The sequence below is a fragment of the Dyella ginsengisoli genome (assembly GCF_044904665.1).
Taxonomy (GTDB): domain Bacteria; phylum Pseudomonadota; class Gammaproteobacteria; order Xanthomonadales; family Rhodanobacteraceae; genus Dyella_A; species Dyella_A ginsengisoli.
The window spans coordinates 990757-1011513 of record NZ_JADIKM010000001.1 but is presented as its reverse complement, the minus strand read 5'-3'; the positions used below and the strand labels follow the sequence as shown (position 1 = coordinate 1011513).

Genomic DNA, 20757 nt, shown 5'->3' with positions numbered 1-20757 from the left:
TTTGGGCTACAGGTTCACACGCGCATCAGAGCAGAACCGGGCGATCGGGCAATTCGTCCGGATTGCCCAGGCCATCGCCCGGAAAGTGCGTCTCGACCAGCGCGTGCACGGCGGCGATGCCGGCCAGGCTCCCCTCGCGCCAGCGGCCGGCGGAAAAGTCCTGCTGCATGCGGGCGCAGATCTGCGCCCATGCGTCCGGACTAACCCGCGCGGCAAGACCCCGATCGGCCACGATCTCGATGCGCCGCTCGGCGAGCAGCACGTAGATCAGCACGCCGGCATTGTGTTCGGTATCCCACACGCCGAGCTGGGCGAAAACCTGATGCGCGCGCTGGCGGGCGCTCAGTCCGGCCCAGACGGCGCCGGGGGACAGTCGCGACTCCACGGCAAAGCGCAGCTCGCCGAGGTGCCGCCGCTCGCCCTCGCTGATCGCGCGGGCCATCGCATCGAGCAGGTCCGACGGAAAGCATCGGCGCAGTTGGAACCAGCCGCCGAGGAGGTTTGTGGCCAGGCGCTGCAGTCGTTCCATCACCAGCTCCCCGAGGAGCCGCCGCCGCCGAAGCTGCCGCCGCCACCGCTGAAACCACCGCCACCGAATCCGCCACCGCTGCTGCCACCGCCGAACCCGCCGCCACCGAAACCACCACCGCCGAGGCCGCCCCAGCCGCCCCAGCCGCCGCCACCGATGGATCGACCGCCGCCGCCGGGCATCAGCATGATGACGGCGCCGATGATCGCCCCGATGACGCCGGCCCCGACCGCCGCGGCCAGCAGCCACAGCAGCCCGCCGGTCAGCGCGGCGCCCAATGGCGTGCGCACCAGCACGTGGGCCCGACCAAACAGGTTGCGCAGGAAGATCGCCACGATCACCCCGATCAGCAGCGCATGGCCGAGATCCAGGCCGCGGCCTTCGCGCTGCTTGGCCGCGGGAGCGGGCAGCGATTCGCCATCGATCAAGGTGATCAGCGCATCCACGCCGGCGTCGATACCGCCGTAGAAGTCACCCTGCTTGAAACGCGACTCGATGAACTCGCGCCGGATGCGCGCCGTGGCCGCATCGGGCACGGCGCCTTCCAGCCCATAACCCACTTCGATGCGGTCGCGGCGGTCGTCCTTGGCGATCAGCAGCAGGATGCCGTCGTCGGTGCCCTTGCGACCGATCTTGTTGGCTTCGGCCACTGCCAGCGAGTAGCTCTCGATGTCCTGGTCGCCGGTGGTGGACACCATCAACACCACCAGCTGGGTGCCCTTGCGCTGCTCCAGCGCCACCAGTTTGGCGTCGAGCGCATCCACCTGCTGCGCGGTGAGCGTGCCGGTGAGATCGGTGACGTGCCGCGTCAACGCGGGCACATCCGCGGCCCACACCGGCGCCATGCAGGCCAGCGCCAGCACCAGCAGGAACAGGCGCGACAGGCGTCGCATCATCTCAGTGCGCCGAGGCGGGCGCAGCCGGCGCATTCGTGCCGAAGTCGACCTTCGGCGCGGTGGAGATGGTCTGCTCGTTCTCGACGCTGAAGTTCGGCTTCACCTTGTAGCCGAACATCTTGGCGGTGAGGTTGTTGGGGAAGGTGCGGATCATCGAGTTGTATTCCTGCACCGACTGCACGTAGCGGTTGCGCGCCACGGTGACCCGGTTCTCGGTGCCTTCGAGCTGCGCCTGCAGGTTCTGGAACAGGCCGTCGGCCTTGAGCTGGGGATAGTTCTCGCTCACCACCATCAACCGCGACAACGCACTGCCCAGCTGTCCCTGCGCCGCCTGGAACTGCGCAAGCTTCTGCGGATCGTTGACGGTGTTGGCGTCGACCTGGATCGAGCCGACCCTGGCGCGCGCCTCGGTCACTTCGGTGAACACCTTCTCCTCGTGCTGGGCGTAGCCCTTCACCGTGTTGACCAGGTTGGGCACCAGGTCGGCGCGCCGCTGATACTGGTTGAGCACCTCCGACCACGAGGCCTTCACCGCCTCGTCCTGGCGCTGGATCGCGTTGTAACCGCAGCCGGAAAGGCCGACCACCAGCAGCAGGAGCACACAGGCACGCACGAATTTCATGGCAATCACTCCCTCGATGGAAACGGACGACGAGACGCTTGGGACACCAGCATAAACGTTGCGCCAGGAGCGTGGGCGGTGGGAACCAAGTCAGCGAGGCAAAGTGGTTTTGAGTCGGAATTTTCTATCGTTTGAGGCAAATAGCCGTAGCTGCTCAACGAAAAGGAGCGGAAAAGCCGGCCAGAACCACGCAGCCGCAGCCGCTTGTGCTTCTGCCGCCCACGCTCCTAGATCCAGCGCGGCACCAGGATCAGGCCCCAGCACAGCATGGTGAACACCAGCAGCAGGAACACCGCCGCCGAACCCATGTCCTTGGCGCGACCGGCCAGCTCGTGGAACTCGGGGCTGACCTTGTCCACCACCGCCTCGATGGCCGAGTTGAGCAGCTCGCCGGAGAGCACCAGCACGGCCGGCAGCACCAGGGCGATCTTTTCCAGCGCGCCGTTGCCCAGCCACAGGCCCAGCGGCACGAGCACCACGGCCAGCATCGCCTCCAGCCGGAACGACGCTTCGTGGCGCCAGCCGGCCTGCAGCCCCTTCATCGACCAGCGAAAGGCGTTCCAGAGCTGGCGAGGGTTGCCGCGAAATCCGCTGCCGGGCATGGGGCACTGTCTCCTGTGATGAAAGTCCGCGCAGCCACGCGCTTGCAGCGGCCGGCGCAGCGCCGGTTCGACGGCGGCTCAGGCGGCGGATCATGCCATAGCCACCCGATCGACGAACGCCCCCGCGCACGTCACGCCAGAGCGCAAGGCCGCCTTTGCGCCATGGCGCGGCGCAACGACACGCAAAAACCGGATCGGGTACGCTTCGGCGGTTGTGGCCCGCCAACGGGGCCACTCGGCGGCATCGCGACGCGCGGTGCCACGGCACGAACCCGCACGGAAACGATATGGCCCTCCAGAACCCGCCGGTCTCCCAGACACGCTCCTTCAGCACAGTCTTCCTCATTGAAATGTGGGAGCGCTTCGGCTTCTACGGCATGCAGGTGCTGATGGTCACCTACATGATGAAGAAGCTCGGCTTCATCGACAGCAAGGCGAACCTGGTCTGGGGCGCGGCGGCGGCACTGATCTACGCCACCCCGGCGATCGGCGGCTGGATCGGCGACAAGCTGCTGGGCACGCGGCGCACCATGCTGCTGGGCGCGGTGGTGCTGGCGCTGGGCTACGCGATGCTGTGGATTCCCTCCAGCAACCCGACGCTGCTGTACAGCGCGCTGGGCGTGATCGTGGTGGGCAACGGCTTCTTCAAGCCCAACGCAGGCAACCTCGTGCGCAAGATTTACGAGGGCGACGACACCAAGATCGACAGCGCCTTCACCATCTACTACATGGCGGTGAACGTCGGCTCGATGATCTCGATGACCGCCACGCCGTGGATCCGCGACCACGTGGCCGCGACCTACGGCGACAACTGGGGCTGGCACACCGCCTTTGGCGCCTGCGCGATCGGCCTGCTGCTCGGCCTGGTCAACTACTCGCTGATGTACCGCACGCTTGCGCACATCGGCTCGCCGTCGGACAGCCAGCCGGTGAAGCCGATGCGCGCACTGGCGCTGCTGGCCGCCTCGCTGGTGATGATCGGCGTGGTCGCCTTCATCCTGCAGAGCCTGCTCGCCGCCAAGATCTGCGTGTACCTGGCCGGCGTGGTGATCCTGGGCATCTTCGTGCATCTGATCCGCAGCGCCGAGAAAACCGAGCGCGCCGGCCTGATCGCCGCGCTGGTGCTCACCGTGCAGACGATCTTCTTCTTCATCTTCTACGCCCAGATGGCGACCTCGCTGAACCTGTTCGCGCAGCGCAACGTGAACACCGACATGAACCTGCTGGGGTTCCACATCAATTGGATCCCCGAGCAGTACCAGAACCTCAACGCGATCTGGATCGTGCTGCTCAGCCCCGTGCTGGTGTGGATCTACAACGGCCTGGGCCGGCTCGGCCGCAACCCGTCGGTGGCTGTGAAGTTCGCCTGGGGTTTCGGCGCGGTGGCGGCCGGCTTCTTCATGTACGGCGTCGGCGCGATCTGGGCGGTCAACGGCCAGGTGTCGTCGTGGATCATGGTGTGGGGCTACGGCCTGTATTCGCTGGGCGAGCTGCTGGTGTCGGGCCTGGGCCTGGCGATGATCGCCCGCTACGTGCCCGCGCGCATGGGCGGCTTCATGATGGGTGCCTACTACGTGGCCGTGGGCATCTCGCAGTACCTGGGCAGCGTGGTGGCCAACTACGCACACATCCCCGAGGGCCTCACCGATCCGCTGCAGTCGCTGGACATCTACACCAGCCTGTTCAACAAGCTGGGCTTCGTCGGCATCGGCTGCACCGCGATCGCGCTGGTCGTGCTGCCGCTGATGAACAAGCTGTCCACCAGCCACGCGAACGACGCCGGCAGCCGCACGCCGCTGCCCGCCTCGCGCAGCGAAGAAGCCTACGACAATCCCACGCCCTGACGAGCTCGGCCTGCCACCTCGGCGGGCCCTGCCCCACCCCCATGACCACCCTGCATTCCGCCTCGCCGCAGCGCTTCGCGCCCTCCGCCCTGACCCGCACCCTGGCGTGGCTGCGCCTGTGCGCGATCACCGGGCAGAGCAGCGCGGTGCTGGTGGCGGCGCTGTGGATGGGCATGGACGTACCGGTGCTGCCGCTGATGGTGGCGATCGGTTTCCACGCCGTGTTCGCCGCGTTCGCCTCGTGGCGACTGACCCAGCCGTGGCCGGTGCGCGAATGGGAGACGATCGGCCACATCGCGGTGGACACCATCGTGCTGTGGTGCCTGCTGTACTTCACCGGCGGCGCCACCAACCCGTTCGTGACGCTGCTGCTGATGCCGATCGCGCTGGGCGCCGCCGCCCTCACCGTGCCGGCGCTGCTCGCCGTCTCGGCGCTCACCGGGCTGGCCTACCTGATGCTGCTGGTGCACTACGTGCCGCTGCCGCCGATCATGGAAGGCCCCGGTGGTTTTGCCCTGCATGTGATCGGCATGGCGGTGAACTTCGTGATCACCGCGGCGCTGCTGGGCTTCTTCATCAACCGGCTGGCCACGGCGGTGCGCGCGCAGCAGGGCGAAGTGCAGCGCGTGCGCGAGCGGGCGCTGCGTGACGAAGGCATTCTCGCCATCGCCACCCAGGCGGCGGGAGCCGCGCACGAGCTCAACACGCCGCTGTCGACCATGCGCACCCTGCTGCCGGAGCTGCGCCGCGAACACGCGGCCAACACCGTGCTGGCCGAGGATCTGGCGCTGATGCAGGAGCAGGTGGAGCGCTGCCGCGGCATCCTGCGCGAGATGGTGGCCTTCGGCAAGGCGCAGCTCTCGCAGGAAGACGAGCAGATGAGCCTGGGCGCCTTCGTGCGCGGCTGCCTGGAGCGCTTCCAGCTGCTGCGTCCCGAAGCGGAGCTGGAGCTGGAACTGGACGCCGCCACCGCAGACACCGTGCTGCGCAGCCCGCCGGGCATGCGTCACGCGCTGATCAACCTGCTCAACAACGCCGCCGACGCCTCCGCTGCGCGCGGCTCGCAGCGAGTGGCGCTGCGCGTGCGCCACCAGGGCGGCTGGCTGGAGCTGCGGGTGAGCGACCAGGGACCGGGCTTCGCCGTCGGCCGGCCGGGCAGCGTGCTCGGCCAGAGCCAGAAGCAGGGCGGGCTGGGCATCGGCCTCACGCTGGCCGAGGCCACCGCCGAGCGCCTGAACGGCGAACTGACCGCGGTGAACACCAGCGAAGGCGCCGAAGTGAGCATCCGCCTGCCGCTGTCGGCGATCGCCGCCGAATAAAACGCCGCGGCGCGTGCATGCCGTGCGCTGCCCGGCGACAATAAGCGCAGCCGTTCCCCTGGATGCCGCGATGACCGATTCGACCGCCCCTGTGTCTGCACGTCCCCTGCTCATCATCGATGACGATGCGACCTTCGGCCGCGTCCTCGCCCGGGCGCTGGGCTCACGCGGGTTCGAGGTGATCATCGCCGTCAATGCCGACGAGGCACGTGCGCTCACCCGTCGCCACCAGCCGCGCTACTGCGTGCTCGACCTCAAGCTCGGCGAGGAAAACGGCCTGCGCCTGATCCCCGACCTGCAGAGGCTGGTGCCGGATATGCGCATCCTGCTGCTCACCGGCTACGCTTCGATCGCCACGGCGGTGGAGGCGATCAAGCGCGGCGCGCACGACTACCTGGCCAAGCCGGTGGATGCCGATGCCGTGGTGCGCGCGCTGGTCGACGGCGACGGCCCGCATGCCGACGACGACGAAGTGCTGGATGCCCCCGAAGCTCCGCTGGCGCTGCGCCGGCTGGAGTGGGAGCACATCCATCGCGTGCTCACCGAGTGCGACGGCAACATCTCCGAAACCGCGCGCCGGCTCGGCATGCACCGCCGCACGCTGCAGCGCAAGCTGAGCAAGCATCCGGTGCGCGAGCGGCCCGACCGGGACGACTGATCCGCCCGGATCAGTCGTCGGAAGCCGCGTCGTCCGGAGCAGGGGCGGGCAACAGCTCGCCGGTGCCGTCGTCCTCGTCGCCGTAGATCGCCACGTGCGGTTTGCCGCTGCCGTCGATCCAGCCGCGGAACATGCCGTGGGTGTTGAACGGGATGGCGATGTGGCCCTGGTCATCCAGCGCGATCGCACCGCCGCTGCCGCCCATGGCGGGTATCTCCTGGTTGATCACTTCAGCCGCCGCGCGCGCGATCGGCACGCGCTGCTGCATCACTCGCGAACAGATCGCGTGCGCAGCCACGGTGCGCATGTAGAACTCGCCCCAACCCGTGCCGGAGACGGCGCAACCGGCATTGGCATAGGTGCCGGCGCCGATGATCGGCGAGTCGCCGACCCGGCCGGGCATCTTGTCGTTCATGCCGCCGGTGGAGGTACCGGCGGCGAGATGACCGTACACATCCAGCGCCACCGCGCCCACCGTGCCGAAATGCCTGGCGGTGTCCGCATCGGCATGCGGCCGGCCCGCAGCGTCTTCCTTGAGCGCCTGCTGCAGCTGCTGCCAGCGCTCCTCGGTGCGGAAGTACTCCGGCTTCTCGCGCGCGATGCCCTGCGCCTGGGCGAACGCTTCGGCGCCGGCGCCGACCAGCATCACGTGCGGCGTGTGCTCCATCACCGCGCGCGCCAGCAGAATCGGATTCTTCACGTCCGACACCGCCGCCACCGAACCGGCGCGCAGCGTATAGCCGTCCATGATCGCCGCATCCATTTCCAGCGTGCCGTCGTGGGTGAACACCGAGCCGCGGCCGGCATTGAACAGAGGATCATTCTCCAGCACGGTGAGCGACGCCGTCACCGCGTCTACCGAGGGCTTGCCCGCCTTGAGCTCGGCATAGCCCGCTTCGAGCGCGCGGGTGAGCGCGGCGCGGATCGCCTTGTCGCGCGCCGGCGGCATGTCCCGTCGCAGCACGCCGGCACCGGCGTGGATCACCAGCACCGGGCCACTCGCATGGGCGGATGCAGCCAGCCCGAGTGCGGCAAACAGGCTCCATAGACGACGCGACTTCACGTACGAATACTCCCCGGCAATGCGGGGAGTATATCGAGGAGCGTGCGCCTACCTCGGGTCGAAGCGCACGCTGCGTCCGTTGAACACCGCACGTTTGCCGTCGATGTCGGCAAGCAATTGCAGTGCTGAAACCGGGGACATCTGGTCGAACTTGAACGAAGTCGCGCGCTCGCTGAGCGCGTCGGCATTGACGAGGGTGAAGCCCGCTTTCGTCGCCAGCGCCTGTGCCGCCTCGCGCACGGGTGTCGCCTTGGCAGCCAAGTCGATCGGCACCTGCTCGGGGATCGAAGCCAGCGCATCAGCGCCACAGCCGGGAGCCGGGGTCAGGTCGAATCGCACCGTGCCGTCCTCCAGCGGCTTCTCAACCTTCTGGCCAAAGACGATGGTCGCCTGCTGTCCTGCGCGGGTGCGCACGATCGGCTTCCCGTCCATCGCGAGCACCTTCCCACCACCTTGATCCAGCCGCGTATGGAGATCGCCCGCCACCTGGATCTGTCCGTCGGCGGCTGGCGTCACCATGAAATGACCATGCCACGAGAATCCGGGGCCATCGCTTCCGCTCAGGTCGAAGGGCTTGCCCTTGGCCAGGCACTGCGTGAAGTGCATCGAGGGCGCGTGGCCGCGGGTGGCGATATCGATCTTCAGGGTGAAGTGGTCGGTGTCGGCCACCGCATGGCGCTGGGCAGCTGGCGCGGGCTGGGCGGCATACACGCTCAGCGAGCCGGCAAGAACGATCGCGCCAAGCCCCATATGGGCGAGGAAGCGGCGAGTGCGCGTGGGAACAGGTTGCTTGAGCATGGAAACTCTCTCCGTGAGTGGATGGTTGGACGACCACGAACACCCCACCGGCAGCATCAGCGGCGAGGGCTGGGTTTTCAGCATGGCGTTGGCGTACTCCCGACGCGGCGCGCCGTGTTCGCGCAGTACCACTGCATCGCAGGCCAGCTCCTGGTCCTGGCGCAGGCAGGTCAGTGCGTACCAGGCCAGCGGGTGAAACCAGAACAGCGCCGCGAACCCTTGCGCGAGCATTCGCCAGAGGCCGTCGCGGCGGCGGGCGTGCACCTGCTCGTGGGCGAGGATCAGTGCCTGCTCGGCCCGGGTGTAACGGGTGTGGAAGTCGGCGGGCAGCACGATGCGCACGCCCAGCGCGCCCACCGCGGCCGGCCCGAGATCGCTGTCTTCCGCCAGCCACACCGGCCGATACGCGCCAGCGACGTCGATCGCACGAGCACCGGAGAGGCGGCGAAGAAAGCGCCGCTGCGCCTGAACGACCCGTGCGAGCACGACCAACGCTCCAGCGAGCCACGCCGTCATGGCAAGCGCCCGCCAGGGAACCGCCCATCCGCCAGGCGCGGGAGCTGCCACCCAGCTCCCGCCACCGGCAATGCGCACCACCACCGGCGGCAACGCCTCCACGGAGACGACCGGATGCGGCGCCAGCGCGGCGAACAGGGCGAGCGGCACGAGCAGCCACAACAGCGGACCGGCCTCGCTGCCGGCGACTCGCCGCAGCGGCCGCCGCAGAACAAGCACGAGCGCCGCGGCGAGGGTGAAGATCCAGGTCAGCCGTACCGCGTGAGTTACCCAGGCGTTGGCCAATGCTTCAAGGCTGTTCATCGTCGAGCTCCTCCAACAGCTGGCGCAGTTCGGCGATGTCCTTCTTCGACAGCTTGCGCTGCTCGGAGAAGTGGGCCACCAGCGGTGCCACGCGGCCGCCGAACAGGCGATCGAGCAGGCTCTTGCTGCTCTGGTGCACGTACTTCTCGCGCGGCAACAGCGGGCTGTAGAGGTAGCGGCGGCCGTCGCGCTCGGCCTTCACCGCCTTCTTCTTCAGGAGCCGGTTGAGCAGGGACTTCACCGTGCCCTCCTGCCACTGCTGGGCCTCGCCCACTTCGGCAAGGATCTCCTCGGCGCTGCGCGGCGAGCCGCGCCACAGCACTTCCATCACGACGGCTTCGGCTTCGCTGATCATGGCGCCTCGCGTTTACGCGTGTAATCGATAGCGAATGTTTACATGCGTAATCGATGGACGTCAACGGGGGAATGTCCGAGCCACCGTGTCGGCGGAGCGCCGCGCAAGACCCGCACAACCGGGTTCCTGCGGCCCCATGGGACCTTCGTACGAGGCGGGCGGCGGGCGTTCCGTCGTATCCTTGTGCGCTGATTCCCACGCAGGCAGGCATCGCAATGGACAAGGTTTACGCAAGCGCCGAGAAGGCCCTGGACGGACTGCTGGTCGACGGCATGACGATCGCCGCGGGCGGCTTCGGCCTGTGCGGCATCCCCGAGAACCTGATCGGCGCCCTGCTTGCCGCCGGCACCAAGGGACTGACCATCGTGGGCAACAACGCCGGCGTGGACGACTTCGGCATGGGGCCACTGCTCAAGACCCGCCAGGTGAAGCGCGTGTACGCCTCCTACGTGGGCGAGAACAAGGAGTTCGAGCGCCAGGTGCTGGCCGGCGAGCTGGAGCTGCACCTGGTGCCGCAGGGCACGCTGGCGGAGAAGCTGCGTGCCGGCGGCGCGGGCATCCCGGGCTTCTATACGCGTACCGCGTTCGGCACCAAGCTGGCCGAGGGCAAGGAAACCAAGACGTTCGGCGACAAGGAGTACGTGCTGGAGGAGGCAATCCACGCCGACGTGTCCATCGTCAAGGCATGGAAGGGCGACCGCCTGGGCAACCTGGTGTTCCGCAAGACCGCGCGCAACTTCAACCCGATGATCGCCACCTGCGGCAAGGTCTGCGTGGCCGAGGTGGAGGAGCTGGTGGAAGTCGGCACGCTGGAACCGGACCAGATCCACGTGCCGGGCATCTACGTCGATCGCATCATCCAGGGCGCGACGTACGAAAAGCGCATCGAGTTCCGCACCGTGGCCGGCGCCAATACCGGCAAGGAAAGCCCGATCCGCAGCGCGATGGCACAGCGTGCGGCGAAGGAGCTGCGTGACGGCTACTACGTCAACCTCGGCATCGGCATCCCGACCCTGGTGGCCAACTTCATTCCCGAAGGCATGGACGTGATCCTGCAGTCGGAGAACGGCCTGCTCGGTATCGGCCCGTTCCCGGACGACGCGCACGTGGACCCCGACCTGATCAACGCCGGCAAGCAGACCATCACCACCCTGCCCGGTTCGAGCTTCTTCTCCAGCGCCGATTCGTTCGCGATGATCCGCGGCGGCCACATCGATCTGTCGATCCTCGGCGGGCTGGAAGTCTCCTGCACCGGCGACCTCGCCAACTGGATGGTGCCGGGCAAGATGGTCAAGGGTCCGGGTGGCGCGATGGACCTGGTCAGCGGCGTCAAGCGCGTGGTGGTGCTGATGGAGCACACCGCGAAGGACGGCTCGCCGAAGATCAAGGACCAGTGCGACCTGCCGCTCACCGGCAAGCAGGTGGTGGACCTGATCATCACCGACCTGTGCGTGTTCGAGGTGGCCAAGGGCCAGGGCCTGACCCTGATCGAGCTGCACGAAGGCGTCAGCGTGGACGAGGTGACGGCGAAGACGGGCTGCGCATTTGCGGTGTCGCCCGCGCTGAAGGCGTAGGCCCGGCTTGCATCAGCCAGACGCCGCACCCGCAAGGGGGCGGCGTTTTTCTGTCAGGCCGCCTGGGCGTGGGGGAAGCGGATGCTGGCCACGTTCTGGCTGCCCGGCCGGGTCTTCAGCTCCAGCGGCCAGGCGAAGCGGTCGCTGATGCGCTGGGCGATGGCCAGCTCGAAGCCGTGACGATCGGCCCCGTACAGGGGCATCTTGCTGCCATTGCCACCCTCGGAAAGCGGCTCGGCCTGATTGGCCACCACCACCATGCCGGGCATCACGGTGACCACCACGCGACCGCGCTCGGTCTGCTGGCAGGCGTTGCGAACCAGCTGCCAGAACAGCACCGCGAACACGCGCTGTGAACCCCGAAGCGCGAAGCGCGCGGGTTCTTCCAGCTGCAGTTCGATCGGCCGACCCACCAGCATGTCGCGGGCGAAATCGAGCTCGTGGCGCAACGCATCGTTGACCACGAACAGCTCGTCTTCGACGCCGTTGTCCGTCTCCCGCGCAAGGATGAGCAGCGCCTCCACCAGCGCCTCCATCTCGCGGGTGGAACGCCGGATGCGCTGCAGCGAGCGTTCACCGAAATCGCTCAGTCCCTGCTCCTCGGCAAGCATGTCCACCGACATCTTGATCACCGTCAGCGGACTGCGCAGCTCGTGGCTGGCGTCGCGGGTGAAGTTGCGTTCGCGCTCGGTGTAGCCGGCGATGCGCGTGGCGAATCCGTGCAGGCCGCGGGCGAGCGAGGCGACTGCGGCGTCGGTGCGGCGCGACAGTCGCTCGGGCGACAAGGCGGCGAGATCGGGGTGCTGCTCCCAGCCGTCGACCAGCCGCGCCAGCGCGGTAACCGGCCGCCACTCGCGACGGGCCGCCAGCCAGGCCAGCACGGTGGTGATCACGATCAACGCGAGCACGGCCCCGATCGGCGCCATGTCATACGTTCCCATCATCACGCTGATACCCACCGCAATGAGCTGCAACATGAAGATAAGCGCGATGCGGCGCTGGAAGGCGCCGCTGCGAAAGTCGATCTGTGACTGAGATGAACCCCTGCTATTCATGACAGTGCTGCGTGAGGCAACCGGGCACCTCTCAGGCCGGCTGCGTCGCGGTGGCCACCTCCGCTTCGAGATCGGCGAGGCGATATCCGGCGGAGTGGATGGTATGCAGCAGCGCCTTGTCGAACGGCTTGTCGATCACGCGTCGCAGGTTGTAAAGGTGCGAACGCAGGGTGTCCGAATCGGGCAGCGTGTCGCCCCAGATCTCGCGTTCGATGTCGCGCCGGCTGACCACGCGCGGCGACTCGCGCATCAGGATCGCCAGCAGCTTCAAGCCGATCGGCGACACGGTGAGCTCCTGCCCGCCGCGGGTGAGCCGCAGCGTGGCGGTATCGAGCGTCATGTCGCCCACGGTGAGCACCTCGGTGGACACCTGGCGGCGATCGCGGCGGATCAGCGCACGCAGGCGGGCTTCCAGCTCGCGCACCTCGAAGGGCTTGACCAGGTAGTCGTCGGCGCCCGCTTCCAGGCCCACCAGTTTGTCTTCCAGCGTGTCGCGGGCGGTCAGCATCAGCACCGGGGTGGATTTCTTGGCGTCCTTGCGCAGCTTGCGGCAGACGTCCAGGCCGTCCATGCCGGGCAGCATCAGGTCGAGCACCACCACGTCGTAGCTGTTGGACACGGCCAGGTGCAGTCCGCTCACGCCATCGGCGGCGTAATCCACCGAATAGCCGCGGCGCTCCAGGAACTCCCCCACCATTTCGGCGATCTGGCGGTTGTCCTCCACCAGAAGCACCAGACCCGACTGCTCGTCTCGTACGCTCATAGATCCGTCCTGCGGTTGCGCGATTTCACATTTGTGAAAGGCTACCGAGCCATGCAGTGACCACGATGTGAAGGGCGCCGGTCACGTTCACTTGGCGGTCAAGAAAGCCGCGCGGGATCTACCGGCGCGGCGCCTTGAGCAGGGGCTCCAGCGCCTTCCACACGTTGTCCAGCACGCGCTGCTCGCCGGCGGCCAGCGGATGCAGGCCGTCGTCCTGCATCAGGGTGGGGTCGAGCGCCACGCCGTCGAGCAGGAACGGCACCAGGGCGGTGCGCTTGCTGCGGGCGAGGTCGGCATAGATCGCGCGCAAGCCGTCGCGGTACTGCGGGCCGTAATTCACCGGCAGCTCGATGCCCAGCAGCAGCACGCGCGCGCCGCGCTTGTGCGCCAGGTCGATCATGGCGACGAGGTTGTCGCGCAACGCATCCAGCGGCAGGCCGCGCAGGCCGTCGTTGGCGCCCAGCTCGATCACCACCACGGCCGGCCGCTCCTTCGCCAGCAGCCCGGGCAGGTGGTTGCGGCCGCTGAGCGACGTTTCGCCACTGATGCTGGCATTGACCACGCGCCACGGTGGCTCCATCTTGCCCAGACGCTCGCCCAGCAGATGCACCCAGCCGGACTCCACCGGAATGTTGTGCGCGGCCGACAGCGAGTCCCCCAGCACCAGTACGCTCCGGGTCGGCGCCGCCTGCGCGACGGCCACTCCCCACAGCAGCAATCCCAGTGTGCAAAGGAAACGACGCATGAGCGATTCATCCCGTCCGGTGCTTGAAGCGGTCGATGTTAGCAAGTCGGTCGCCGGGCCCGAGGGCGCGCTGGCGATCCTGCGCGGCGTGAGCCTGGCGGTGCATGCGGGCGAGAGCTTCGCCATCGTGGGGGCGTCCGGCTCGGGCAAGACCACCCTGCTCGGCCTGCTGGCCGGTCTGGATCTACCGACCGGCGGCAGCATCCGCGTCGACGGCCAGGCGCTGGAAACCATGGACGAGGAAGCCCGCGCCGATCTGCGCCGGCGGCTGGTCGGCTTCGTGTTCCAGTCGTTCCACCTGCTGCCGGCGCTCACCGCCGAGGAAAACGTGATGCTGCCGCTGGAGCTCGAGGGCGCGCGCGATGCCCGCGTACGCTCCCGCGAGGCGCTCGATGCGGTGGGTCTGGGCGGCCGTCGACGGCACTACCCGGCGCAGCTCTCCGGCGGCGAGCAGCAGCGGGTGGCGATCGCCCGCGCGTTCGTGCACGGCCCGCGCCTGCTGTTTGCCGACGAGCCCACCGGCAACCTCGACCAGCGCACCGGCCACCATGTCACCGACCTGCTGTTCGCGCTCAATCGCGATCGCCAGACCACGCTGGTGCTGGTGACCCACGACGCCGCATTGGCCGCGCGCTGCCAGCGGCGGATCGAGCTGGAGGAGGGCCGCGTGGTCGGCCGCAGCGAGGGCGCCCACGCATGAACATGCTTCCGCTAGCGCTGCGCAGCCTGCGCCGCGAATGGCACCTGCCCGAACTGCGCACGCTGGCCGCCTCGCTGGTGCTGGCGGTGGTGGCGCTGGGCGTGGTGGCCACGCTGGCCACGCGCATCGAGCGCGGCATGCTGGCGAGCGCGGCCGAACTGATCGGCGGCGACATCGGCATCGGCGCGCCGCAGTCGCTGCCCGCCGCGTTTGCCGACGAGGCGACGCGCGACGGCCTGCGCCAGAACCGCGTGGCCAGCTTCCCCAGCGTGGCTTTCGCCGATGGCCGCAGCCAGCTGCTGGACGTGCAGGCCACCGACAACGGCTATCCGCTGCGCGGCACGCTGGAGCTGCGCGATGCCAACGGCCGCACCACCAGCGGCCACGCCCCGGCGAGCGGGGACGTATACCTGGACCACCGTGCGCTGATCGCACTGAACCGGCACGTGGGCGACACCGTGCAGGTGGGCGGACGCGACCTGCGCATCGCCGCCGAGCTGGTGCGCCAGCCCGACGGCGGCGAACTGTTCGCGCTGGCGCCGCGGGCGATCATGAATCTGGAGGACGCTCGCGCGGTCGGGCTGCTCGGCGTCGGCAGCCGCGCCCGCCATCGCCTGCTGCTGGCCGGCAAGCCGGACGCGGTGCAGCGCTGGCGCAGCTGGGCGCTGGCGCAGAAGTTGCCGCAGGGCGCGCAGCTGATCACGCCGGAGCAGACCCAGGAGCGCATGCGCACCGCGTTTGATCGGGCCAGCGCGTTCCTGCGCCTCACCGCGCTGCTCTCCGCGCTGCTGGCCGGCGTGGCGATCGCGCTGGCAGCCCAGCGCTACGCGCGGCGCAAGACGCAGGAAGTGGCGCTGCTGCGCGCGCTGGGCACCTCGCGTCGGCGCGTGATGGCGCTGCTGCTGGGCACGCTCGGCGCGCTCGCAGTACCTGCGGTGGCCATCGGCATCGCGCTCACGCTCGCCCTGGCCCAGGGTGCGTGGCTGGTGGCCAGCTCGCTGTTCGGCAACGTGCCGACGCAGCTGCCGCTGATGCCGGCGTTCGCCGCCGCCGCGGTGGGCATCGCCGTGCTGGCCGGCTTTGCGCTGCCGCCGCTGGCGCGGCTGGCCGAGGTGCCGCCGGTGGCGGTGTTCCGCGCCAGCGTGGCGCGCCGTGTGCGCCGCTTCGACGCGCTGTACTTCATTCCCGCGCTGGTGGCGCTGGCGCTGATCTGGGGCCAGAGTGACTCGGCCAGGATGGCCGGCATCCTCGCCGCCAGCCTGCTTGGCGTGGCGGCGATCGCCGCCGGGCTGGCCGCGCTGCTGCTGTGGCTGGCGCGGCGCATCGCGCCGGGCGCGCATCCGGCGCTGCGGCTCGGGCTGGCAGCGCTGGCGCGGCGGCGGGGTCTGAGCCTGATCCAGGCCACTGCGCTCAGCCTGGGGCTGGTCGCCCTGCTGCTGCTCGCCGTGGTGGCGCCTTCGCTGCTGGAAGGCTGGCGCCGCGAACTGCCCACCGACACGCCGAACTGGTTCGTGCTCAACCTGCAGGACGAGCAGCGCGCCGGCTTCACCCAGGCGCTGGGGCAGATCGGCGCGCAGCAGCTCAACGTGCAGCCGCTGGCGGTGGGCAAGCTCATCGCGATCAACGGCACGCCGGTGGACAAGCTGCCACTCACCGACGAACGCGCCAAGGACTGGACCGATCGCCAGCTGCGCCTGTCGTGGACCGACGCGCTGCCGCCGGCCAACCGGCTCATCACGGGGAGCTGGTTCGCGCCGCACCCGGCGCAGGCGCAGGTGTCGGTGGATGCGATGTGGCGCGACATGTTCCACCTCCAGCTTGGCGACACGATGCGCTTCAACATCGGCGAGAGCAGCATCGATGCCACCGTGAGCAGCGTGCGCGAGGTGGACTGGAGCTCGTTCCGGGTGAACTTCTTCCTGCTGCTGGACGCCGATCACGCCAGCACGTTGCCGCACAGCTACCTGGGCAGTTTCTACCTGCCGCGCGGACGCGCCGATGCGCTGGCGAAACTCTCGCGCGACTACGCCAACCTCAGCATGATCGACGTCGACGCCCTGCTCGATCGCGTGCGCGAGATCGTCGACCGCGTGAGCAACGCGGTGCGCTGGATCCTTGGCTTCAGCATGCTCGCCGGCGCGCTGGTACTGGCCGCGGCGCTGGCCTCGAGCGCCGCCGAGCGCCGCCACGAGGCGGCGCTGCTGCGCACGCTGGGCGCGCGCCGGGGCCAGCTGCGCGTGGCGGCAGCCTGCGAATTCGCGCTGCTCGGCGCGGTGGCCGGGCTCACCGCGGCGATCGGCGCCGCGGGCACGGGATGGTGGCTGGGACGCGCGGTGTTCCACATCGATGGCTTCGTGCCGCCGCTGGTGCCGCTGGCGCTCTATGCCCTGCTCGCTGCCGTGGTGGTGATGCTGCTCGGCCTGGCCGGCACCCGCACGGTGACCCGCACCTCGCCGATGCGACTCTTGCGCGAGGCCTGAACGCGCGGCCAAGATCGCGGCGGCCAGCCCTTGGGCGCCGTCGCGCCGACCATCCCGGAGATTGCATGTACACGCTCTACTACTCCCCCGGCACCGCCAGCATGGTGGTGCACATGGCGCTGATCGAGACCGGCGCGCCGCACGAGCTGAAACTGGTGGACATCGAGCGGGGCGCGCAGCGCGATCCGGCCTACCTGGCACTCAATCCGCGCGGCGTGGTGCCCACGCTGGTGATCGACGGTCGCGCGCGCCACGAGTCGGCTGCGCTGCTGCTGATGCTGGCCGACCGCCACCCCGATGCCGGGCTTGCGCCGGCGCCGGGCACGCCCGGGCACGAGGCGTTCCAGCAGTGGCTGGTGTATCTGAGCAACACGCTGATGTCGACGTACCGCTTCTGGTTCTACCCGCCGGATCTGGGCGCCAGTGAGCACCCGCCCCACGTGCGCGCGGCGCTGGCGGCAAAGATCGAGGGCGTGTGGGACTACCTGGACGCCGAGCTGGCCGCGCGCGGGCCCTACCTGCTGGGCGCGGAGTTTTCCGCAGCCGATCTGCTGCTCGCAATGCTGATGCGCTGGTCGCGCAACATGCCGCGCCCTGCCAGCCAGTGGCCGGCATTGGCGCGGTTGGCCGACCTCATCCGTAATCGTGAGAGCTGGCAGCGCGTGTACGCCATCGAAGGCCTGAGCGGGTGGTGACATCGGTTCGGCCCGCGCTGAGCGCGAGGCTCACGCACTGGCTCAAGGCGGAGTGGCTGCTGGTGCTGTTCGGCGCGCTCGCGCTGGTGCTGGCACTGGCCGACCCGCAGCCGGCGGCGCGCTACCGGCATTGGCTGCAGCTGCCCACGCTGGCCGGATTGATGGGCCTGATGATCGCGATCCAGGGCATCCGCGACAGCGGCCTGGTGCAGCGCGCTGCCAGTGCGCTGGCAGCGCGTGCTCATTCACTGCGCGGCCTTGGCCTGCTGCTGGTGGCGAGCACGGCGATGCTGTCGATGGGGCTCACCAACGACGTGAGCCTGTTCCTGCTGGTGCCGCTCACCGTGGCGATCGGCGGCATGTCGAACCTGCCGGTTCTGCCGATGGTGGTGCTCGAAGCGCTGGCGGTGAACGCCGGCTCCACCCTGAGCCCGATCGGCAACCCGCAGAATCTGCTGCTGTGGCAGAGCGCGCATCTGCCGTTCTTCGCCTTCGTGCGCGGCATGCTGCCGGCCTCGGCGGTGATGTTTTCGCTGCTGGTGGTACTCACGCTCGCATGGCTGCCGAAGGGCCGCGTGCATCTCGACGCCAGGGCGCTGGACGACCATCGCATCGCCACTCCGCTGGCCGTGGTGTCCTTGCTGGCGCTGGCCTCGATGGTGCTGCTGATGGAGCACGGCCTGGCGCTGGAAGGCGCGCTGGGGCTGCTGATTCCGTTTGCGCTGATCGCCCGTGACAGCCTGCGCCGGGTCGACTGGGCGCTGCTGGCGACCTTCGCCGCGATCTTTCTCGGGCTGGGACATTTCGCCGAGCTGGGCATCATCGGCCGGGCGCTGGATCACTTCGACTTCAACCAGCCCCTCACCGTTTTCCTCGGCGGCGCGCTCGCTTCGCAGGTGATCAGCAATGTGCCGGCCACCGTGTTGCTGCTCGATCACGCCAGCGACCCGATCGCGCTGGCGGTGGCCGCCAACGTCGGCGGCTTCGGGCTGGTGATCGGCTCGCTGGCCAACCTGATCGCGCTGCGCCTGGCGAAACAGCCGCACGGACTGCGGCTGTTCCACCGGGTTTCGATTCCGTTCCTGCTGGTGTGCGCGCCGCTGGTCTACCTGGCGTGGCGCTGGCTGGGCTGATTCACGCGTCGCGAACGGAGCCTGCCCGGACTTGATCCGGGGGTGCTCCTGCAATCAATCGTCGTCGCGCGGCACGCTGACCTTGCCCTTGACGCCGCTGTAGTCCACGTCGCCGCTGCCCTTGGCGCCCAGCGACAGGTCACCGCCCACGTCGCGCACCTCAAGGTCGCCCGAGCCCAGCGTGTCGGCGTGCACGCTGCCGCCGACTTGCTTGAGCGTGACGTCGCCCGAGCCGATGCTGCCGACGCTGGCGTCGCCGCGCACGCCGCTCACGCGGGCGTCGCCCGAGCCCACCGAGCCCAGCGCCAGGCTGCCCACGTCACCCGCATCGATGTCGCCCGAACCCACGCTGGCGGCCAGGCGGCCGGCGATCTGCGTGGCGTGCAGGTCGCCCGAGCCGACCTGCGCATCAAGCTGCTGCAGGCCGCTGACATAGGCATCTCCCGAACCCACCGACAGCGTCACCGGCATGCTCGCCGGCAGCTGCACGTTGAGTTCGAGCGAGCTGTAAGAGCTGCCGAACAGGTTGATGTGCATGCCGCTGTGTCGGCCCACCTCGATGATCAGCTGATCGCCCTCGCGACGCTGCTCCACCTGCAGATCGTCCAGCATCGACTGGTCCGAGGCGCAGGCGCGGCCCTTCAGCGTGAGGCCAGTGGCGCTGGTGCTGCCGGTGAGGTGCAGATCCTCGGCATGCAGCGAGATCTGCACGCCGCGCACGCCGGCCAGGTCGGCAGTGAGGTTGCGCGGGGCTTCGTACTTGCATTCGCTGGCCGCCAGCGCCGGCAGCGGGGCGAGCAGGACGGCGAGCATGAGGAGAGGGCGCATGAGGGACTCCGGAAACGAGAGGGAAGGTCACGGCATGGGATGCGGCGGGCGGGGAAATGGTTGCAATCGTGCCGTGCACCAGCCGGAAGCCGTCGGGGCTGAAGCCCCTCCCACAGGGCCTCGTGCGTCCTCTGCAGGAGCGGCTTCAGCCGCGAGGCTGGGGGCCGCGGCGAGCGGGGGCAGGGTTGGGACAGCTCCTTCCGTCGGGGCGGCAATACCTCCCACCGGAGCGCAGCACACTCCACGCATTTTGTGGGAGCGGCTGCAGCCGCGACGCTCCTGATCCGAGCCGGCAAGTGGCCGAGCTGCATTCGTCCAGTCTTCCAGAAGGGCGGGCTTCGTGGCCGAGCTATGTCGGTGCTGGCGCATCCGCTGTTTACGCGCCGCCGCGCTCCTCGCGCTTGACCTCGTCCCACAGCGCCTCCTGCGCATCGAGATCGCGTGCCGCGAGCGGCTCGCCGGAGTCGGTGGCCAGCGCCTCCATGCGGCGGAAGCGCCGCTCGAACTTCGCATTGGCGTGGCGCAGCGCCTGCGAGAAATCCACGCCGGCGTGGCGGGCCAGGTTGACCAGCACGAAGGCGACGTCGCCGATCTCGTCTTGCAGCCGCGCCGTGTCGGCACCCGCGGCGAACTCCGCGCGCACTTCCTCGATCTCCTCGGCCAGCTTGTCCAGCACCGGGTTCGGATCGGGCCAGTCGAAGCCGGTACGGGCGGCCTTCTCCTGCAGCTTCTGCGCGCGCTTCCACTCGGCCAGGCCGCGCGAGACGCCGGCCAGCGCGCTGTCGTCGGAGGCTTCGCCCTTCGCCGCGCGCTCCCCGGCCTTGATCGTCTCCCACGCCGCCTTCTGCGCTTCGACGTCGTCGTAGCTGACGTCGCCGAACACGTGCGGATGGCGACGGATCATCTTGTCGCTGATCGCGTGCGCCACGTCGGCGAAATCGAACAACCCCCGCTCGCTGGCCATCTGCGCGTGGAACACCACCTGCAGCAGCAGGTCACCCAGCTCGTCGCGCAGGTCGGGCCAGTCCTGGCGGTCGATCGCATCGACGACTTCGTAGGCCTCCTCGATCGTGTACGGCGCGATGCTGGCGAAATCCTGCTGCACGTCCCACGGGCAGCCGCGCGCGGGATCGCGCAGGCGGGCCATGATGGCGAGCAGGTCGTCGAGGCTGTGGCGATCGGTCATGGGCAGATGAGGAGTGAGTGGAGAGGAGTGAAAGTGGAGAGGTGCGTTCGCGTGGCGTCAAGCAAGCCCCCGCCTCGCATCGCCGGATCTTTC

20 protein-coding genes are annotated in these 20757 nt (G+C 69.0%); 8 read left to right on the top strand and 12 right to left on the bottom strand.

Going from position 1 to position 20757, the window contains the following annotated elements:
• Positions 1-25: 25 nt before the first annotated feature.
• The 4 genes from ISP17_RS04535 to ISP17_RS04520 all read right to left on the bottom strand — a co-directional run bounded on the left by ISP17_RS04535 (position 26) and on the right by ISP17_RS04520 (position 2649).
• A complete protein-coding gene (locus tag ISP17_RS04535) occupies positions 26-529 on the bottom strand; it encodes a TPM domain-containing protein (RefSeq protein ID WP_404630462.1) in 504 nt (167 codons plus the stop codon).
• A complete protein-coding gene (locus ISP17_RS04530) occupies positions 529-1422 on the bottom strand; it encodes a TPM domain-containing protein (RefSeq protein ID WP_404631431.1) in 894 nt (297 codons plus the stop codon). Before ISP17_RS04530 ends, ISP17_RS04535 begins: the two co-directional genes overlap by 1 nt.
• Positions 1423-1426: 4 nt before the next feature.
• Complete coding sequence (locus tag ISP17_RS04525) at positions 1427-2047, bottom strand: LemA family protein (RefSeq protein ID WP_404630460.1); 621 nt, start codon at positions 2045-2047, stop codon at positions 1427-1429.
• A 227-nt stretch (positions 2048-2274) separates the two neighbouring features.
• A complete protein-coding gene (locus ISP17_RS04520) occupies positions 2275-2649 on the bottom strand; it encodes a diacylglycerol kinase (RefSeq protein WP_404630458.1) in 375 nt (124 codons plus the stop codon).
• A 287-nt stretch (positions 2650-2936) separates the two neighbouring features.
• On the opposite strand from ISP17_RS04520, the gene ISP17_RS04515 reads away from it, so the two are divergent.
• From ISP17_RS04515 to ISP17_RS04505, 3 genes are all read left to right on the top strand, one after another.
• Entirely contained in the window at positions 2937-4493 is a 1557-nt protein-coding gene (locus ISP17_RS04515) for a peptide MFS transporter (RefSeq protein WP_404630456.1), read from the top strand.
• A gap of 41 nt (positions 4494-4534) precedes the next feature.
• Positions 4535-5812 carry an ATP-binding protein gene (locus tag ISP17_RS04510; RefSeq protein WP_404630454.1) on the top strand — a complete coding sequence of 426 codons (1278 nt, stop codon included), beginning with the start codon at positions 4535-4537 and terminating at the stop codon, positions 5810-5812.
• A 70-nt stretch (positions 5813-5882) separates the two neighbouring features.
• On the top strand, positions 5883-6470 hold the full coding sequence (locus tag ISP17_RS04505) for a response regulator transcription factor (protein ID WP_404630452.1): 588 nt from the start codon (positions 5883-5885) through the stop codon (positions 6468-6470).
• A 10-nt stretch (positions 6471-6480) separates the two neighbouring features.
• On the opposite strand, the gene ISP17_RS04500 is transcribed toward ISP17_RS04505, so the two are convergent.
• From ISP17_RS04500 to ISP17_RS04490, 3 genes are read right to left on the bottom strand one after another with little or no spacing between them, the layout of a single operon-like run.
• Positions 6481-7533: an isoaspartyl peptidase/L-asparaginase family protein gene (locus ISP17_RS04500; protein WP_404630450.1), complete on the bottom strand. Its 1053-nt coding sequence runs from the start codon at positions 7531-7533 to the stop codon at positions 6481-6483.
• 48 nt (positions 7534-7581) lie between these two features.
• Positions 7582-9150 carry a M56 family metallopeptidase gene (locus tag ISP17_RS04495; protein ID WP_404630448.1) on the bottom strand — a complete coding sequence of 523 codons (1569 nt, stop codon included), beginning with the start codon at positions 9148-9150 and terminating at the stop codon, positions 7582-7584.
• Complete coding sequence (locus ISP17_RS04490; protein ID WP_404630446.1) at positions 9137-9505, bottom strand: BlaI/MecI/CopY family transcriptional regulator; 369 nt, start codon at positions 9503-9505, stop codon at positions 9137-9139. The genes ISP17_RS04495 and ISP17_RS04490 overlap by 14 nt, the downstream gene beginning before the upstream one ends.
• A 215-nt stretch (positions 9506-9720) precedes the next feature.
• Here ISP17_RS04490 and ISP17_RS04485 point away from each other — a divergent pair, with 215 nt between their 5' ends.
• Entirely contained in the window at positions 9721-11079 is a 1359-nt protein-coding gene (locus ISP17_RS04485) for a 3-oxoacid CoA-transferase (RefSeq protein ID WP_404630444.1), read from the top strand.
• 53 nt (positions 11080-11132) lie between these two features.
• On the opposite strand, the gene ISP17_RS04480 is transcribed toward ISP17_RS04485, so the two are convergent.
• The 3 genes from ISP17_RS04480 to ISP17_RS04470 all read right to left on the bottom strand — a co-directional run bounded on the left by ISP17_RS04480 (position 11133) and on the right by ISP17_RS04470 (position 13642).
• Positions 11133-12056 carry a sensor histidine kinase gene (locus tag ISP17_RS04480; RefSeq protein ID WP_404630442.1) on the bottom strand — a complete coding sequence of 308 codons (924 nt, stop codon included), beginning with the start codon at positions 12054-12056 and terminating at the stop codon, positions 11133-11135.
• Between the two features lie 109 nt (positions 12057-12165).
• Positions 12166-12897, bottom strand: coding sequence for a response regulator transcription factor (locus ISP17_RS04475; protein WP_404630440.1), 732 nt, complete (start codon positions 12895-12897; stop codon positions 12166-12168).
• Positions 12898-13015: 118 nt separating this feature from the next.
• On the bottom strand, positions 13016-13642 hold the full coding sequence (locus tag ISP17_RS04470; protein WP_404630438.1) for an arylesterase: 627 nt from the start codon (positions 13640-13642) through the stop codon (positions 13016-13018).
• Here ISP17_RS04470 and ISP17_RS04465 point away from each other — a divergent pair.
• The 4 genes from ISP17_RS04465 (at position 13641) to ISP17_RS04450 (ending at position 18650) form a co-directional block, all read left to right on the top strand.
• Positions 13641-14342, top strand: coding sequence for an ABC transporter ATP-binding protein (locus ISP17_RS04465; protein ID WP_404630436.1), 702 nt, complete (start codon positions 13641-13643; stop codon positions 14340-14342). The genes ISP17_RS04470 and ISP17_RS04465 overlap by 2 nt on opposite strands.
• On the top strand, positions 14339-16822 hold the full coding sequence (locus ISP17_RS04460) for an ABC transporter permease (RefSeq protein WP_404630434.1): 2484 nt from the start codon (positions 14339-14341) through the stop codon (positions 16820-16822). The genes ISP17_RS04465 and ISP17_RS04460 overlap by 4 nt, the downstream gene beginning before the upstream one ends.
• A 65-nt stretch (positions 16823-16887) precedes the next feature.
• Positions 16888-17517 carry a glutathione S-transferase family protein gene (locus ISP17_RS04455; RefSeq protein WP_404630432.1) on the top strand — a complete coding sequence of 210 codons (630 nt, stop codon included), beginning with the start codon at positions 16888-16890 and terminating at the stop codon, positions 17515-17517.
• Positions 17511-18650, top strand: a complete 1140-nt coding sequence (locus ISP17_RS04450; protein ID WP_404630430.1) for an SLC13 family permease — start codon at positions 17511-17513, stop codon at positions 18648-18650. Before ISP17_RS04455 ends, ISP17_RS04450 begins: the two co-directional genes overlap by 7 nt.
• Before the next feature lie 54 nt (positions 18651-18704).
• On the opposite strand, the gene ISP17_RS04445 is transcribed toward ISP17_RS04450, so the two are convergent.
• Both ISP17_RS04445 and mazG read right to left on the bottom strand, forming a co-directional pair.
• Positions 18705-19478: a GIN domain-containing protein gene (locus ISP17_RS04445; protein ID WP_404630428.1), complete on the bottom strand. Its 774-nt coding sequence runs from the start codon at positions 19476-19478 to the stop codon at positions 18705-18707.
• A gap of 376 nt (positions 19479-19854) precedes the next feature.
• Positions 19855-20664 carry a nucleoside triphosphate pyrophosphohydrolase gene (gene mazG, locus ISP17_RS04440; protein ID WP_404630426.1) on the bottom strand — a complete coding sequence of 270 codons (810 nt, stop codon included), beginning with the start codon at positions 20662-20664 and terminating at the stop codon, positions 19855-19857.
• Positions 20665-20757 lie beyond the last annotated feature (93 nt).

Excerpts from the sequence above, each read along its gene's own strand:
- ISP17_RS04535 (WP_404630462.1), bottom strand. The coding sequence starts at position 529 with ATGGAACGACTGCAGCGCCTGGCCACAAACCTCCTCGGCGGCTGGTTC.
- ISP17_RS04530 (WP_404631431.1), bottom strand. The coding sequence starts at position 1,422 with ATGCGACGCCTGTCGCGCCTGTTCCTGCTGGTGCTGGCGCTGGCCTGC.
- ISP17_RS04525 (WP_404630460.1), bottom strand. The coding sequence starts at position 2,047 with ATGAAATTCGTGCGTGCCTGTGTGCTCCTGCTGCTGGTGGTCGGCCTT.
- ISP17_RS04520 (WP_404630458.1), bottom strand. The coding sequence starts at position 2,649 with ATGCCCGGCAGCGGATTTCGCGGCAACCCTCGCCAGCTCTGGAACGCC.
- ISP17_RS04515 (WP_404630456.1), top strand. The coding sequence starts at position 2,937 with ATGGCCCTCCAGAACCCGCCGGTCTCCCAGACACGCTCCTTCAGCACA.
- ISP17_RS04510 (WP_404630454.1), top strand. The coding sequence starts at position 4,535 with ATGACCACCCTGCATTCCGCCTCGCCGCAGCGCTTCGCGCCCTCCGCC.
- ISP17_RS04505 (WP_404630452.1), top strand. The coding sequence starts at position 5,883 with ATGACCGATTCGACCGCCCCTGTGTCTGCACGTCCCCTGCTCATCATC.
- ISP17_RS04495 (WP_404630448.1), bottom strand. The coding sequence starts at position 9,150 with ATGAACAGCCTTGAAGCATTGGCCAACGCCTGGGTAACTCACGCGGTA.
- ISP17_RS04490 (WP_404630446.1), bottom strand. The coding sequence starts at position 9,505 with ATGATCAGCGAAGCCGAAGCCGTCGTGATGGAAGTGCTGTGGCGCGGC.
- ISP17_RS04485 (WP_404630444.1), top strand. The coding sequence starts at position 9,721 with ATGGACAAGGTTTACGCAAGCGCCGAGAAGGCCCTGGACGGACTGCTG.
- ISP17_RS04480 (WP_404630442.1), bottom strand. The coding sequence starts at position 12,056 with ATGTTGCAGCTCATTGCGGTGGGTATCAGCGTGATGATGGGAACGTAT.
- ISP17_RS04475 (WP_404630440.1), bottom strand. The coding sequence starts at position 12,897 with ATGAGCGTACGAGACGAGCAGTCGGGTCTGGTGCTTCTGGTGGAGGAC.
- ISP17_RS04465 (WP_404630436.1), top strand. The coding sequence starts at position 13,641 with ATGAGCGATTCATCCCGTCCGGTGCTTGAAGCGGTCGATGTTAGCAAG.
- ISP17_RS04470 (WP_404630438.1), bottom strand. The coding sequence starts at position 13,642 with ATGCGTCGTTTCCTTTGCACACTGGGATTGCTGCTGTGGGGAGTGGCC.
- ISP17_RS04460 (WP_404630434.1), top strand. The coding sequence starts at position 14,339 with ATGAACATGCTTCCGCTAGCGCTGCGCAGCCTGCGCCGCGAATGGCAC.
- ISP17_RS04455 (WP_404630432.1), top strand. The coding sequence starts at position 16,888 with ATGTACACGCTCTACTACTCCCCCGGCACCGCCAGCATGGTGGTGCAC.
- ISP17_RS04445 (WP_404630428.1), bottom strand. The coding sequence starts at position 19,478 with ATGCGCCCTCTCCTCATGCTCGCCGTCCTGCTCGCCCCGCTGCCGGCG.
- mazG (WP_404630426.1), bottom strand. The coding sequence starts at position 20,664 with ATGACCGATCGCCACAGCCTCGACGACCTGCTCGCCATCATGGCCCGC.